The organism is Micromonospora sp. NPDC092111, from assembly GCF_044755745.1.
Classification (GTDB): domain Bacteria; phylum Actinomycetota; class Actinomycetes; order Mycobacteriales; family Micromonosporaceae; genus Micromonospora.
Genome location: NZ_JBIVRQ010000005.1, coordinates 368,494 through 382,963, shown reverse-complemented (window position 1 = coordinate 382,963; position 14,470 = coordinate 368,494). Strand labels below are relative to the sequence as shown.

Genomic DNA, 14,470 nt, shown 5'->3' with positions numbered 1-14,470 from the left:
GGCCGACCGGGGGTCGGTGCTGAGGAACACCCGTCACCGCTGGCCGGGCGGTGGGGCGAGGGCGTAGCCGGCGTCGCGCCGGGTCACCAGGCCCAACTCCTCCAGCAGGGCGAGCTTGCGCAGCGCCGTCCGGACCGGTACGCCGGCTCGGGCGGCCAGGGCGTCCGCTCCGATCGTCCCGCGCCGGGGCATCGACTCGCGCAGCATGGTGGCCTCGTCGTCCAGGGTGTCCGTCGGGCGGTCCGGGCCCCGGGCGGGTGGCGCCAGGTCGGTCCCGATCCGCCCGACCTCCTCCAACACGTGCGCGACCCCGGTGACGAGTCGGGCGTCCCGCTGCTCCCGGAGCAGTTCGTGCGCGCCGACCGACATGGCCGAGGTGACCGGGCCGGGAACCACCATCGCCGGCCGCCCCATCGCCACCGCCCGGTGCATGGTCTGCGTCGCGCCGCTGCGCGCCGCCGCCTCCACCAGCACGCTGCCCCGGGTGCCGGCGGCGATCACCCGGTTGCGGATCAGGAACCGGGGTCGGAGCGGCTCGGCACCGGGCAGCCACTCGCTGACCAGCAACCCGGTCTCGGCGATCCGGTCGAAGAGGGCGGCGTTGCCCATCGGGTAGGGCCGGTCCAACCCGCAGGCGAGCACGGACACCGTCACGCCGCCGGCGTTCAGCGCGCCCCGGTGGGCGGCGGCGTCGATGCCGAACGCGCCACCGGAGACCACCGTCCAGTCCCGGTCGGCCAGCCCGTACCCGATGTCGGTGGCGACGTGCAGCCCGTACCCGGTGGCGGCCCGGGCACCGACCACCGCGACCGACCGGTCCAGCACGTCGGCCAGCGGCCAGCCACCGCGTACCCAGATGCACAGTGGCGGCGCGGTCTCCAGATCGACCTTCCGGCTCGCCCCCGGCAGCACGAGCCGGCTCAGGTCGCCCAGCCGGACCGGCCACTCCTCGTCGCCCGGCGTGACGATCCGGGCTCCGAGCCGGTCGGTCCGCGTGACTGCCTCCGACGCCGCCGCCCGGGGGTCACCCGCGTGCAGCCGGGCCGCCACCGTCGCGGCCAGCCGCTCGTCGGGTGCGCCCCCGCCCAGCAGCAGGTCCAGCGTGGCGGGCGGGCCCAGCCGGTCCACCAGCCGGTGCACCGACCAGGTGCCCGGCTCGGTCAGCCAGGTCAGCGCCACCCGCGCGAGCAGGTCCTCGGTGGCGTTCACGCGACCTCCCCCGTCCTGAGCCCGATGGCCTCCCGGACGTCCTCCCGGTCCGGCCGGGCCCGGCCGTCGAGGTCGGCGATCGTCCAGGCCAGCCGGATGATCCGGTCGAAGCCGCGAGCGGAGAGCGAACCCCGGTCGAGCCGGCCCCGCAGTTCCTCGGTGTCGGTGGCGGCGAGCCGCCACGGTGGGCGGCGGAGCAGCGGGCCGGACACCTCGGCGTTGAGCCGGTGCCCGACCGGTGCCCACCGGGCGGCGGCTGCCGTCCTGGCCGCCGCCACCCGGGCGGCGACCACCGCCGACGGCTCGCCGTCGGCGTCGACCCCCATCAACTCCGCGGCCCGTACCGGCAGGACCTGGACCTGTAGGTCGATCCGGTCCAGCAGCGGACCGGAGAGCCGGCCCAGATAGCGTCGCCGGGCGAGCGGGGTGCAGTCGCAGTGCGCGTCGCCCGCCGGTCGCGCGCAGGGGCAGGGGTTGGCCGCCAGGACCAACTGCACCCGGGCCGGGTACCGGGTGCCGCCCCGGGCCCGGGTGAGATGGATGTGGCCGCTCTCCAGCGGCTGCCGCAGCGCTTCCAGAGCGCCCTTGCTGAACTCGGCGGCCTCGTCCAGGAAGAGGACGCCCCGGTGGGCCAGCGACACCGCGCCGGGCCGGGCCAGCCCCGAGCCGCCACCGACCAGCGACGGCACGGTGGCGGAATGGTGCGGGGCCTGGAACGGCGGGCGGCGCAGCAGCCGCCCGTCGGGCGGCAGCGTACCGGCGATCGAGTGCAACGCGGTGACCTCCAGTGCGGCGTCGTCGTCGAGTTCCGGAAGGATCGACGGGAGTCGTTCGGCGAGCATGGTCTTGCCGGCACCGGGCGGCCCCACCAGGGCGAGGTGGTGCCCGCCGGCCGCCGCCACCTCCAGCGCCCGCCGGCCCAGCCCCTGCCCGGCGACGTCGGCGAGATCCGGCCCGGGACTCGCCCCGGGGGAGGTGGCGACCGGTGGGTCCAGCAGGGCGGTCCCGTCCCGGACGTAGGCGACGAGCCGGTGCAGGGTGTCGACGGCGCGGACCCGGATGCCGGGGATCACCGCCGCCTCGGCGGCGTTGCCCACCGGGACGACCACCCGGTCCAGCCCGGCCTGGGCGGCGGCGGTGACCATCGGCAGGACGCCCCGGACCGGCCGGACGGTGCCGTCGAGCCCCAGCTCGCCCAGGACCACCACCTGCTCCATCGGCAGCAGCGGCAGCTCCCCGGCGGCACCGAGTAGCGCCACCGCGATGGCCAGGTCGAACGCCGAGCCGTACTTGGGCATCGTCGCGGGGAGCAGGTTGAGGGTGATCCGCCGGTTCGGCCAGCGCTGGCCCGAGTTGACCACGGCCGCCCGGACCCGGTCCCGTGCCTCGTGCAGTGCGGTGTCCGGCAGCCCGGAGATGACCACCGCCGGCAGCCCGGGGGACAGGTCGGCCTCCACCTCGACCAGGTGGCCGGTGACCCCGACCAGCCCGACGCTGAGCACCTTGGCGTAGCTCACGGCAGCACCCCCGCCCGCCGTCCGGCGGCCCCGGTCGGCCCGCCCGGGCAGCGCCGGCGGGCCATCAGAACGCCCCCTTGACGTGCTCGACCCGGGCCGGACCGGCGGTCGGCAGCCGCACCGACAGCACGTCGAAGCGCACCTCGTCGGCGGTGGTCCCGGTCTCGGCCAGCCAGCGGGCGGCGAGCCCGCGCAGCCGTCGGGCCTTGGCCGGGACGACCGCCTCGGCCGGGCTGCCGTAGGCGTCGGTGCGGCGGGTCTTCACCTCGCAGAAGGCGAGCACCGGGCCGTCCCAGGCGATGACGTCGATCTCGCCCTCCCGGCAGCGCCAGTTGCGGGCCACCGGGCGCAGCCCCGCCCCGATCAGGTGCCGTACGGCGCACCGTTCGCCGTACGCGCCGACCGCCTGGTTCCGCTTCGTCATGTCGACCACGGTGCCGCCGGCGGCCGGGTGAACGTCGCCTCCGGCGGGCCGGCTGTGGACGACGGAGCGCCCTGTGGACGACCGGACGATCACGGGTACGCCGTGCTATGGATCCGGGCCCGACCGCACCCCGCGCGCCGGCCGGCCGCCCTCCGGTGACGCCGCTCCCCGCCCCGGGTGCGGGTCCGGTGATCCGATCCGGCCGTCCCGGTGACCCCGGGCCGGTCAGCCGGCGAATGGCGCGGGACGGGCCGGTCGCATACGGTGCCGGACGTGGACGCACGACGGAGCTACCCCGAAGAGCAGGAGTCACGCTGGTACCCGGCCGGTCGGGAGCGCGCGTACGACGAGTCGGACTGGCGGCCGACGGGTGGATCCCGCCGGCGCGACGAGGACTTCCGCACCCCCGACCAGCGGGGCGCGGAGGAGAGCCGGTACCCGGACGCGAACCGGTACGACCCGGGGCACTTCGACGCCGCCGACCCGTTGGGTGACGGGCGGGGCGACTCCGACGGGTACCGCCCGACCCGGTCCCGTCGGGCCGAACGGGACGACCCGGACGTCTCCGGTGAGCTGCCCACCGACCGTTCCGGCCGGCGGGCCGCCCGGGAGGCCGGCGTGAGTGGCGTCGGCCCGCTCGGCGACACCGGCGCCGACCTGCTCGGCGGCGCCTCGCCCCGGGGTGTCGGCGACACCGGAACCGGCCGGCTCGGTGACACCGGAACCGGCCGGCTCGGTGACCCGGATGCCGGCTCGCTCGGTGCCGCCCGCTCACTCGCCGACACCGGCGCGGGCCCGCTCGGCGGCACCTCCCTCCGGGGTGTCGGCGACACCGGAACCGGCCGGCTCGGCGACACCGGAACCGGCCGGTTCGCCGCCGACTCCGGCACGCTCGGCGCCGGCGGTGTGGGTCCGCTCGCCGGTGGCGGGGCCGACCGCCCCGAACCGGTCCGGACGGCGCCGCTGGGCGGTTACCCGATCGTCGAGCCCAGCCGGCCGGCCGAGTCGGCCCACCCGCTGGAGCTGCCGACCGGGCCGATGTCCCCGATCACGCCCCGCCTGGACGGCGCGGCCGGCCCCGACGGGGCGTACCGGGCGGGTGGCCCGACCTCCGACGGCGTCTACCGCACCCGTCGGCCGGCGCTGGCGGTGCTGCTGGGGCTGCTGGTCCTGGTCTTCGAGGCGCCGGCGCTGCGGGTGCTGCTGTACGGCGTGACCGGCGACCCGGTCTCGGCGTCGCACGTCGTGGTCGGCACCTTCCTGGTGGCCGGGCTGCCGATCTTCGCCGCCGGCCTGTACGGGCTGCGTACCGGCGGGCTGGCCCTGGCCGACGGCAGCCGGGGCTGGCTGCGCCCGCCGACCGCCTACCTCACCGTGGGCCTGGTCCTCTTCGTCGCCGCCGCGCTCGCCGCCCGCTGACGCCCGGGGCGGGAGCGCACCCGGGCGAGGGTCGGGGTGCGCACCCCGAGGTCAGGCGACGGGGTGGGGGCGTACACTGGTCGACTGGCGACCGCCTCGCGCGGTCGACCTCGCGCGCCCTCTCCACGATTCGCTGTGGGGCGACGGCCTCCCTGGTCCCGATCTTGGTCGGGTCCGCCATGGCCGACGACCGGGCGCCAGGCGTCCGGCCGCCGGCCGGACGGGACAACCAGGGACAAACTAGGAGTACCCACCATGGCCGTCGTGACGATGCGTCAGCTACTGGAGAGCGGTGTCCACTTCGGGCACCAGACCCGGCGCTGGAACCCGAAGATGAAGCGCTTCATCTTCACCGAGCGCAACGGTATCTACATCATCGACCTGCGCCAGACCCTCGACTACATCGAGAAGGCGTACGACTTCGTCCGCAACACGGTGGCCGAGGGCGGCAGCATCCTCTTCGTCGGCACCAAGAAGCAGGCCCAGGAGGCCATCGCCGAGCAGGCGACCCGGGTCGGTCAGCCGTACGTCAACCACCGCTGGCTCGGCGGCATGCTGACCAACTTCCAGACGGTGTACAAGCGGCTGCAGCGGATGAAGGAGCTGGAGGCGCTGGGTGACCTGAGCGGCACCGCCGCCGGTTACACCAAGAAGGAGACCCTGCAGCTCTTCCGCGAGAAGACCAAGCTCACCAAGACCCTCGGTGGTCTGCGGGACATGCAGAAGCTCCCGGCCGCGATCTGGGTGGTCGACACCAAGAAGGAGCACATCGCCGTCGACGAGGCCCGCAAGCTGGGCATCCCGGTGATCGCGGTGCTCGACACCAACTGCGACCCGGACGAGGTCGACTTCCCGATCCCGGGCAACGACGACGCGATCCGCTCGGCCGAGCTGCTGACCCGGGTGGTGGCCGCCGCCGTCGCCGATGGTCTGATCGCCCGTTCCGGCCGCCGTCGCGGCACCGACGAGAAGCCCGAGCCGGGCCAGGTCGGCAGCGACGAGCCGCTGGCCGAGTGGGAGCGCGAGCTGCTGGAGGAGCCGAAGAAGGCCGACGAGCAGCAGCCCGCCGCCGCCGAGCAGCCCGCCGCCGCCGCCGAGCAGCCGGCCGCCGCCGAGCAGCAGCCCGCCGCCGAGCAGCCGGCGACCGTCGCCGCCGAGTGACCGCACCGTCGCGTCCCCGTCGTCCGTTGCCTCGGACGGCGGGGCGCGGCGGGTATGCCGGGCACATCCGGTCCCGTTCCGGGTAACCGGCACCTCAGACCATCCCACCGCAGTCTCCAACACCGAAGAGAGAGTCATGTCCAACTTCACCGCGGCGGACGTCAAGAAGCTCCGCGACCTGACCGGCGCCGGCATGATGGACTCCAAGAAGGCGCTGACCGAGGCCGAGGGCGACTTCGACAAGGCCATCGAGATCCTGCGCGTCAAGGGTGCCAAGGACGTCGGCAAGCGTGCCGGCCGGACGGCCGCCAACGGCCTGATCGCGCACTCCGGCAAGGCGCTGCTGGAGCTCAACTGCGAGACCGACTTCGTCGCCAAGAACGACGCCTTCATCGAGCTGGCCCAGCAGCTCGTCGAGCACGGCGAGCGCAGCGGCGTCAGCACCACCGAGGAGCTGCTCGCCAGCACCATCGACGGCAAGCCGGTCGCCGAGCTGGTCCAGGAGCAGTCCGCCAAGATCGGCGAGAAGCTGGTGCTCAACCGCTTCGCCGTGCTGGACGGCACCGTCGCGGTCTACCTGCACCGCAAGAGCCAGGACCTGCCGCCGGCGGTCGGCGTGCTGGTGGAGTACACCGGCAAGAGCGACGAGGCCGGCGACGCCGACGCCCGCGCCACCGCCATGCAGATCGCCGCGATGCGGCCGAAGTACCTCACCCGGGACGAGGTGCCGGCCGACGTCGTCGAGTCCGAGCGGCGCATCGCCGAGCAGACCGCCCGCGAGGAGAACAAGCCCGAGGCGGCCCTGCCGAAGATCGTCGAGGGCCGGGTGAACGCCTTCTTCAAGGACTACGTCCTGATCGAGCAGGCGTCGGTCGCCGACAACAAGAAGACCGTCAAGCAGGTGCTGGCCGAGGCCGGTATCGAGGTCACCCGCTTCCTGCGGTTCGAGGTCGGCCAGGCCTGAGCCGCCGGCCGGGCGCGTGACGCGCCGGTGCGGGCAAGCAACGTCGACGAGGAGGCCGCCGGTGTACGTGACAGGCACCGCGGCCTCCTCGTCACATAGGGTCGGCAACGGGCAGGTACGCGGTGGCGCGGCGCGGTCGGCGTGCGCGCGGAAGGGACGGGGCGGATGACGCAGGTTGTGAACGACCGGAGCCTGGAGGCGGACGACCCGGCGTCACCGCCGCCCGGCCGGGCCCGTCGGGTGGTGCTGAAGCTCTCCGGTGAGGTGTTCGGCGGTGGGGCGATCGGCGTCGACCCCGACGTCGTGCAGGCCATCGCCCGGCAGATCGCCACCGTGGTACGCCGGGGCGTGCAGGTCTCCGTGGTGGTCGGCGGCGGCAACTTCTTCCGCGGCGCGGAGTTGCAGAAGCGGGGCATGGACCGGGCCCGTGCGGACTACATGGGCATGCTGGGCACGGTGATGAACTGCCTGGCCCTGCAGGACTTCCTGGAGAAGGAGGGCATCGAGACGCGCGTGCAGAGCGCGATCACGATGGCCCAGGTCGCCGAGCCGTACATTCCGCTGCGGGCGATCCGGCACCTGGAGAAGGGACGCGTGGTGATCTTCGGCGCGGGCGCCGGGATGCCGTACTTCTCCACCGACACGGTGGCCGCCCAGCGGGCGCTGGAGATCCGCGCCGACGTGGTGCTGATGAGCAAGAACGGCGTGGACGGCGTGTACAGCGCCGACCCCCGGATCGATCCGGACGCCAGCAAGTTCGACTCGATCACCTTCTCCGAGGTGCTGCAACGCAACCTGCGGGTGGCCGACGCGGCGGCGTTCAGCCTCTGCATGGAGAACGGGTTGCCGATGCTGGTCTTCGGTGCCCAGGGCGAGGACACCATCATCCGTGCCGTCGGCGGCGACAAGATCGGTACGCTGATCACCGCCTGAGCGGCCCACCGGCCACCGCAGCGGTCCTCCGACACCAGAGCAGCTTCAGCCCACGACGAGCAACAGAAGGAGGCGAGGAGACCGGTGATCGACGACACCCTCCTCGAGGCCGAGGAGAAGATGGAGCGTGCGGTCGAGCACGCCAAGGAGGAGTTCGGCGCCATCCGTACCGGTCGCGCCAACGCCGCCATGTTCTCCAAGGTCATCATCGACTACTACGGCACGCCCACCCCGCTGCCCCAGATGGCGTCCATCGGGGTCCCCGAGCCGCGCATGGTCATCATCAAGCCGTACGACAACTCGCAGATCAACGCCATGGAGAAGGCGATCCGCGACTCCGACCTCGGCGTGAACCCGAACAACGAGGGCAACCAGCTCCGCATCCTGCTGCCGCAGATGACCGAGGAGCGCCGCCGCGAGATGATCAAGGTGGCCCGGCACAAGGGCGAGGAAGCCAAGGTGGCGGTGCGCAACATCCGCCGCAAGGGCAAGGAGGAGCTGGACCGCCTGGTCAAGGACGGCGAGGTCGGTGAGGACGACGGCCGGCGCGCCGAGAAGGAACTCGACGACCTGACCCAGCGCTACGCCGCCACCGTCGACGAGTTGGTCAAGCACAAGGAGTCGGAGCTGCTCGAGGTCTGAGCGGCCCGCCTTCCGTACCGCCGCGGCACCGGTGTGCCGCCACCCGAGGTGGCGGAGCGCCGGTGCCGCTGCCGTCGTACGGCCCCCGCCGGGGCGACGTCCGCCGTGGCGGGAAGCCCGGTGCAGTAGGCTCGGCAGGATTCCCGGGTCACCGCACGGTGAACGGCGGGGATCGGCCGGCCGTCGGCCCGGTCAACCGGAGCAGTCACGCCTGTAGGGGATGGTCTTGGTCTTGCGTCATGTGGTGAAACCCGTACCGTCGTTCGGTGCGTGATGTCCCACCTCGACCCCTACAGCGGAGCCGAACCTCGCGGCTGGGACCTACCGGACCGTCCCCCGGCGCTGCCCTGGCCGGAGCGGGACGTCGAACCGTGGACCCGCCAGTCCGGCCCTGATCTGTACGCCGGGCCGCAGGCCCCGCCCCGCCGGCACGACGAGCCGGACGTCGGCCCGTACGACGTGCCCGCCGACGAGCGTTACGGCCGCGACCGGCCGGCCGGCGTCCGGGGCCGTCCGCTGCCGGACGGTCAGCGCGCCGGAGTCGGTGGACGCGGCCCGGGCGGCGAGGACGACGCCCCGACGGCGCAGTTCCCCCCGGTCCGCGACGACGACGCGCCGACCTCACAGCTCGCCCCGGTGCGGGACGACGACCTGCCCACGTCGCAGTTCCCGCCGGTGCGCACGCAGCCCGAGCCCGAGCCCGGGACGCCGCCGACCGGCCGGCGGCAGCGGGGCCGGCGGCGGGCCAGCGCCGACCGCCCGGCCACCCAGCAGGCGTCGACGGGTCGGGCCGGCCGCAACCTCCCGGCCGCCATCGGGGTCGGGCTGGGGCTCGGCGCGCTGATCCTGGTGCCGCTCTTCTTCTATCTTCCGGCCTTCCTGGCCGTGCTGGCCGGCGCGATCGGCGTGGGCATCTGGGAGATGACCCGCGCGGTCCGGCGCAGCGGCGCCCACCCGCCGCTGCTGCCGCTGCTCGCCGGCGGCGTGCTCACCGTCGGGCTGGCCTGGTTCGCCGGGCCGGACGCGCTGAGCCTGGGGCTGCTGGTCACCGTGCTCGGCACGATGATCTGGCGGCTGGGCGACGGCCCGGCCGGCTTCCAGCGCGACATCACCGCCGCCACCCTGATCGCGGTGTACGTGCCGTTCCTCGGCGGCTTCGCGGCGCTGCTCGCGGCGGCCCCGGACGACGGCCACCTGCGGGTGCTGGTCACCGTGGTCGCGGTGGTGCTCTCCGACACCGGCGGTTACGCCGCCGGGGTGTCCTTCGGCAGGCACCCGATGGCCCCCCGGATCAGCCCGAAGAAGTCCTGGGAGGGCTTCGCCGGCTCGGTCACCGCCGCGGCCGGCGGGAGCGCGCTGCTGCTCTGGCTCCTCTTCGACGTGGCGCCCTGGTGGGGCGCGCTGTTCGGGGTGGCCGTCTCCGGCGCGGCCGTGCTGGGCGACCTGGCCGAGTCGATGATCAAGCGGGACCTCGGTGTGAAGGACATGAGCAGCCTGCTGCCCGGGCACGGTGGCCTGATGGACCGGCTGGACTCGATCCTGTTCGCCGTCCCCACCGCCTACCTGTTGCTGGCGGTGCTCGTACCGGCGGTGGGTTGAGGGATGAATCACCCCCCGCCGTCCGCGTGGTCCGCCGGGTGGGGGCCGATTCGGCACCTCCGGCCGGGTGAGTTCGACGAACGGCGTGACAGACTGGACCAGCCATGACGAGCCTGCCTGTGATCCCCGTTGACCCCGACGCCCCCGGCCGACGCCCGGCGATGCCGCCCCGCCACCTCGCCGACCTGGACCTGCCGGGCAGGCAGGCGCTCGTCACCGAGCTGGGCGAGCCGGCCTTCCGGGCCAAGCAGGTCTCCCAGCACTACTTCGGCCGGCTGGTCCGTGACCCGGCCGCGATGACCGACCTTCCGGCGGCCACCCGGGAGCGGCTGGCCGGGGCGCTGCTGCCCACCCTGCTCAACTCGGTCCGCGAGCTGGCCTGCGACGACGGCGCGACCCGCAAGGCGCTGTGGCGGCTGCACGACGGTGCGCTGGTGGAGAGCGTGCTGATGGGCTACCCGGACCGGGTCACCGTCTGCATCTCCAGCCAGGCGGGCTGCGGCATGGCCTGCCCGTTCTGCGCCACCGGCCAGGCCGGGCTGACCCGCAACCTGTCCACCGCCGAGATCGTCGACCAGGCGGTCTACCTCGCCGGCGTGGCCGCCTCGGGGGCGGTCGCCGGGTCACCGCCCCGGCTGTCGCACGTCGTGTTCATGGGGATGGGCGAGCCGCTGGCCAACTACTCCCGGGTGGTCGCGGCGATCCGCCGGCTGGTCGCCCCGGCTCCCGAGGGGCTGGGCCTGTCGCAGCGGCACATCACCGTCTCCACGGTCGGCCTGGTCCCGGCCATCCGCCGACTGGCCAGCGAAGACCTGTCGGTGACTCTTGCGCTGTCGCTGCACGCGCCCGATGATGATCTGCGCGACGAACTCGTGCCGGTCAACCAGCGCTGGAAGGTAGCCGAGGTGCTGGACGCAGCGTGGGGCTACGTGGCCGCGACGGGGCGCCGCGTGTCGATCGAGTACGCGATGATCAAGGACGTGAACGACCAGCCCTGGCGGGCCGATCTGCTCGGACGGCTGCTGGCCGGCAAGCTGGCGCACGTCAACCTCATCCCGCTCAACCCGACACCGGGTAGCCGTTGGGACGCCAGTACCAAGCCGGTGGAGCGGGAGTTCGTCCGGAGGTTGCGCGAGGCCGGCGTCTCCACTACGGTGCGCGACACCCGGGGGCGTGAGATCGACGGTGCGTGCGGGCAGTTGGCTGCCGCCGCGGACAGGGACAGCGACGCGCCGCGCGGGCGTGACCGGGCGTAGCGGTACGAGACCAGGAGACATAGTGGCGAGTCAGGGTCAGCGTTTCCGGCGTAAGGCGCTCCGCCGGGGCTACAAGGTCGACGAGGTCGACGCTTTCCTCGACCGGGTCGAGGCGACGCTCGCCGGTCAGCCGGTCGGTGCTCCCGTGGCCTCCCAGGAGGTCCATGACGTGGTCTTCCGGGTCCGCTTCAACGGCTATGACGAGTGGCAGGTCGACCTGCACCTGGACCGGGTCGAGCGGCAGCTCGCCGAGTTGGAGGAGCGCGCCGGGATGGGCGGCCGTGGCGCTGACCCGCGCGGTGTCGACCCGCGTGCGGCGGACCGGCTCGCCCCGCCGATGCGCGACGACCACCGGGGCCTGTCGCCGGCGCCGCAGCCGATGCCGCCGCGCGCCATGCCGGCCCAGTCCGGCCCGCCGGACCGTTACGCCAGCCGCTACGACGAGCCGACCGGCGCCTTCGCCGGCGGGTACGACGCGCCGCGCGGCGGGTACGACGGCCCGCGCGGCCCGATGGGACCGGGTCCGGGCGGTCCGATGGGGCCCGGCCCAGGCAACCCGATGGGGCCCGGTCCGGGCGGTCCGATGGGGCGCGGCGGCCCGCCGCCGCGTGGCCTGCCGGCCGGTCCGGGCGGCTACGGCGGCCAGGACGAGGAGCGCTTCGACGGTTTCGAGGCCGGCCGGCACGGCCGTACCGACATGACCGCCGAGATCCGGATGCCCGAGCGGGACCGGATGCCCGAGCGGGACATGCGCGGCCGGGGTCCGGCGGGTCCGCCGCCGATGCCGCAGCCGGGGCTGGGTGGCCCGCCGATGGCCGGTCCGCCGGTCGGTGGCCCGCCGATGGTGGGTCCGCCGATGGCCGGCCCGCCCGGCAGCGACCTGTACCAGGTCGACCAGATCCGCCGCAGCTTCCAGGTGCGCCGGTTCGGCAGCGGCTACGACCCGGACCAGGTCGACCGGTTCTTCGAGAGCCTGCTGGGCGGCATGCAGGGCCGCAACCAGATGCCGGTGAACCCGAAGGACCTGGACACCCTCCGCTTCGGGCTGGTCCCCGGCGGCTACTTCGAGGCCGAGGTCGACGCCGCGCTCAAGGACGTACAGGACATCCTCTTCGGCCGCTGAGCGGTGGCCGGCCGAGGGCCGACGCGACGAAGGGCCCGCCCCGACCGGGGCGGGCCCTTCCACGGTTACGGGCGGCGCGGTCAGGAGCGCAGGCCGTTGCGGCGCAGCACGGCGTCGCCGACGACGATCGCCAGCAGCAGCACGGCCAGGCCGATCAGCCAGATGTCCTCGACCTTGCCCTCGTGGTTGCCGCACAGCATCGCCAGCAGCGCCAACGCGGAGAGCACCGCGCCGATCCGCCCGGCCTTGCGGTGCCCGGGCTTGTGCTGATCTGGCGCGGTTACCGGCTCGCTTCCTGCCACTGTCGGTCCTTCCCTCGCGATCGGATCTCCGGTTAGTCTGGCACGCCCCGCGCCGGGCCCGGTGCGGGGTCCGACCTGATGGTGGGTGTCGAGCGGGGGAGCCGCGCTCCCCGCCCCGCCGGTCGCCGCCGGGCCCGTCGCGCCGGCCCGGCCGGCGCATCCGGGCCGAAGGACCCCCTCCCGGCCGGGCGGATCGGCACTACCGGCGTCGCGGAGCGTCGACCACACTGCCTCCGGTAGCGTTCTGACGTACACCTTGATTGTCTTTTTGAGGGGGACTGCGGTGCGAGTGACCGGTACGGGACATGCCAGCATGCGGATCGACACGGCCGCGGGCAGCATCCTGTGCGACCCGTGGGTCAATCCGGCCTACTTCGCCTCGTGGTTCCCCTTCCCCGACAATTCCCTGCTCGACTGGGAGACCCTGGGTCAGGTCGACTACCTGTACGTCTCGCACCTGCACCGGGACCACTTCGACGCGAAGCACCTGCGTGACTTCGTCTCGAAGGAGGCGACCGTCCTGCTGCCCGAGTTCCCCACCTCGGAGATGGAGGACGAGCTGCGGGCGCTGGGCTTCACCAAGTTCCTCCGGGCGCCCAACGAGCAGGTCGTGGAGCTGGACGGCGGCCTGAAGATCATGATCCAGGCGTTGACCAGCCCGACCGACGGCCCGATCGGTGACTCCTCGCTCTGGGTGGAGTACGACGGCGTCCGGCTGCTCAACCAGAACGACGCCCGGCCGACCGACCTGAGCGTCTTCGCCGACCTGGGCCACGTGCACGCGCACCTGCTCCAGTTCTCCGGCGCGATCTGGTACCCGATGGTCTACGAGCTGCCGCAGTCGGCGAAGACCGCGTTCGGCAAGCAGAAGCGGGACCGGCAGTTCGACCGCACCTGGCGCTACATCGACGACCTGAAGGCCGACCACGTCTTCCCGATCGCCGGCCCGCCGTGCTTCCTGGACGACGCGCTGTGGCAGTTCAACGACATCCACGGCGACGAGGGCAACATCTTCCCCGACCAGTCCGTGTTCCTGGCCGAGTACGCGAAGGTCGGCGGCACCAACGGCATCGTGCTGCTGCCCGGCAGCGTCGCCGAGGTGACCACCTCCGGCGCGACCACCACCCACCCGGTGCCGGTGGCGGAGTTCTTCGCGGACAAGGTGGCCCACCTGGCGGAGATGCGGGAGCGCAAGCGCCCGATCATCGAGGCGGAGAAGGCGTCCTGGCGGCACCCCGAGGTGGACGTGCTCGGCGAGATGAAGCGTCGGATCGAGCCGTTGCTGGACGAGTCGATCTACCTGGCCAAGGGGGTCGGCGGTCCGGTCCGCTTCGACCTGGTCGGCTACGACGGTGAGTCGGTCGAGTCGATCGTGGTGGACTTCCCGGGCAAGGAGGTCCGGCCGTACGCGGACGAGAAGGTCCGGTACCGGTTCCGTACCGAGCGGTCGCTGATCGAGCACCTGCTGCACATCGGCGAGGTGGACTGGGTCAACTCGCTCTTCCTGTCCTGCCGCTTCTCGGCGGCCCGGATCGGCCAGTACAACGAGTTCGTCTACGCCTTCTTCAAGTGCCTGTCCGAGGAGCGCCTCCAGTACGCCGAGGGCTGGTACGACGAGCACGAGCGGAGCACCGACGCCGAGGACGTCACCCTGGGTGACTGGGTGGTGCAGCGCCGCTGCCCGCACCTGAAGGCGGACCTGACCCGGTTCGGCATCGTCGACGGCGACCAGCTCACCTGCCAGCTCCACGGCTGGAAGTTCGACCTGCCGTCCGGTCGCTGCCTCACCAGCGTCGGCCACAAGGTCCGCGCCCACCGGGTGGACGCCGACACCCCCGCCCCGGCGGTCACCTCCTGACCTCCTGACATTCCGGCCGGCGCCGCCCCGACCACGGCGGTCGTGGCGGTGGTGGCACCGGCC

General features: G+C 73.5%; 13 protein-coding genes. 9 read left to right on the top strand and 4 right to left on the bottom strand.

Annotation, left to right across the window (positions count from 1 at the left end):
• Nucleotides 1-33: 33 nt before the first annotated feature.
• From ACIQG9_RS14280 to ACIQG9_RS14270, 3 genes are all read right to left on the bottom strand, one after another.
• Entirely contained in the window at nucleotides 34-1,209 is a 1,176-nt protein-coding gene (locus ACIQG9_RS14280) for a DNA-processing protein DprA (RefSeq protein ID WP_400401631.1), read from the bottom strand.
• A complete protein-coding gene (locus tag ACIQG9_RS14275) occupies nucleotides 1,206-2,726 on the bottom strand; it encodes a YifB family Mg chelatase-like AAA ATPase (RefSeq protein ID WP_400401629.1) in 1,521 nt (506 codons plus the stop codon). The genes ACIQG9_RS14280 and ACIQG9_RS14275 overlap by 4 nt, the downstream gene beginning before the upstream one ends.
• Before the next feature lie 64 nt (nucleotides 2,727-2,790).
• Nucleotides 2,791-3,150, bottom strand: a complete 360-nt coding sequence (locus tag ACIQG9_RS14270; protein ID WP_400401627.1) for a YraN family protein — start codon at nucleotides 3,148-3,150, stop codon at nucleotides 2,791-2,793.
• A gap of 264 nt (nucleotides 3,151-3,414) precedes the next feature.
• Here ACIQG9_RS14270 and ACIQG9_RS14265 point away from each other — a divergent pair, with 264 nt between their 5' ends.
• The 8 genes from ACIQG9_RS14265 (at nucleotide 3,415) to ACIQG9_RS14230 (ending at nucleotide 12,247) form a co-directional block, all read left to right on the top strand.
• Nucleotides 3,415-4,569, top strand: a complete 1,155-nt coding sequence (locus ACIQG9_RS14265) for a hypothetical protein (protein WP_400401625.1) — start codon at nucleotides 3,415-3,417, stop codon at nucleotides 4,567-4,569.
• Nucleotides 4,570-4,824: 255 nt separating this feature from the next.
• A complete protein-coding gene (rpsB, locus tag ACIQG9_RS14260) occupies nucleotides 4,825-5,730 on the top strand; it encodes a 30S ribosomal protein S2 (protein ID WP_400401623.1) in 906 nt (301 codons plus the stop codon).
• Between the two features lie 136 nt (nucleotides 5,731-5,866).
• Nucleotides 5,867-6,694: a translation elongation factor Ts gene (gene tsf, locus ACIQG9_RS14255; protein WP_400401621.1), complete on the top strand. Its 828-nt coding sequence runs from the start codon at nucleotides 5,867-5,869 to the stop codon at nucleotides 6,692-6,694.
• 165 nt (nucleotides 6,695-6,859) lie between these two features.
• Nucleotides 6,860-7,627: a UMP kinase gene (gene pyrH / locus ACIQG9_RS14250; RefSeq protein WP_400401619.1), complete on the top strand. Its 768-nt coding sequence runs from the start codon at nucleotides 6,860-6,862 to the stop codon at nucleotides 7,625-7,627.
• A gap of 84 nt (nucleotides 7,628-7,711) precedes the next feature.
• A complete protein-coding gene (gene frr / locus ACIQG9_RS14245) occupies nucleotides 7,712-8,269 on the top strand; it encodes a ribosome recycling factor (RefSeq protein ID WP_400401617.1) in 558 nt (185 codons plus the stop codon).
• 273 nt (nucleotides 8,270-8,542) lie between these two features.
• Complete coding sequence (locus ACIQG9_RS14240; protein WP_400401615.1) at nucleotides 8,543-9,868, top strand: phosphatidate cytidylyltransferase; 1,326 nt, start codon at nucleotides 8,543-8,545, stop codon at nucleotides 9,866-9,868.
• A gap of 104 nt (nucleotides 9,869-9,972) precedes the next feature.
• Nucleotides 9,973-11,124, top strand: coding sequence for a 23S rRNA (adenine(2503)-C(2))-methyltransferase RlmN (rlmN, locus tag ACIQG9_RS14235; RefSeq protein ID WP_400401613.1), 1,152 nt, complete (start codon nucleotides 9,973-9,975; stop codon nucleotides 11,122-11,124).
• A gap of 22 nt (nucleotides 11,125-11,146) precedes the next feature.
• Nucleotides 11,147-12,247: a DivIVA domain-containing protein gene (locus ACIQG9_RS14230; RefSeq protein WP_400401611.1), complete on the top strand. Its 1,101-nt coding sequence runs from the start codon at nucleotides 11,147-11,149 to the stop codon at nucleotides 12,245-12,247.
• A gap of 80 nt (nucleotides 12,248-12,327) precedes the next feature.
• On the opposite strand, the gene ACIQG9_RS14225 is transcribed toward ACIQG9_RS14230, so the two are convergent.
• Complete coding sequence (locus ACIQG9_RS14225) at nucleotides 12,328-12,549, bottom strand: DUF2631 domain-containing protein (protein WP_400401609.1); 222 nt, start codon at nucleotides 12,547-12,549, stop codon at nucleotides 12,328-12,330.
• Between the two features lie 283 nt (nucleotides 12,550-12,832).
• Here ACIQG9_RS14225 and ACIQG9_RS14220 point away from each other — a divergent pair, with 283 nt between their 5' ends.
• Nucleotides 12,833-14,407 (top strand): Rieske 2Fe-2S domain-containing protein, encoded by a 1,575-nt coding sequence (locus ACIQG9_RS14220; RefSeq protein WP_400401606.1) that lies wholly within the window; start codon nucleotides 12,833-12,835, stop codon nucleotides 14,405-14,407.
• Nucleotides 14,408-14,470 lie beyond the last annotated feature (63 nt).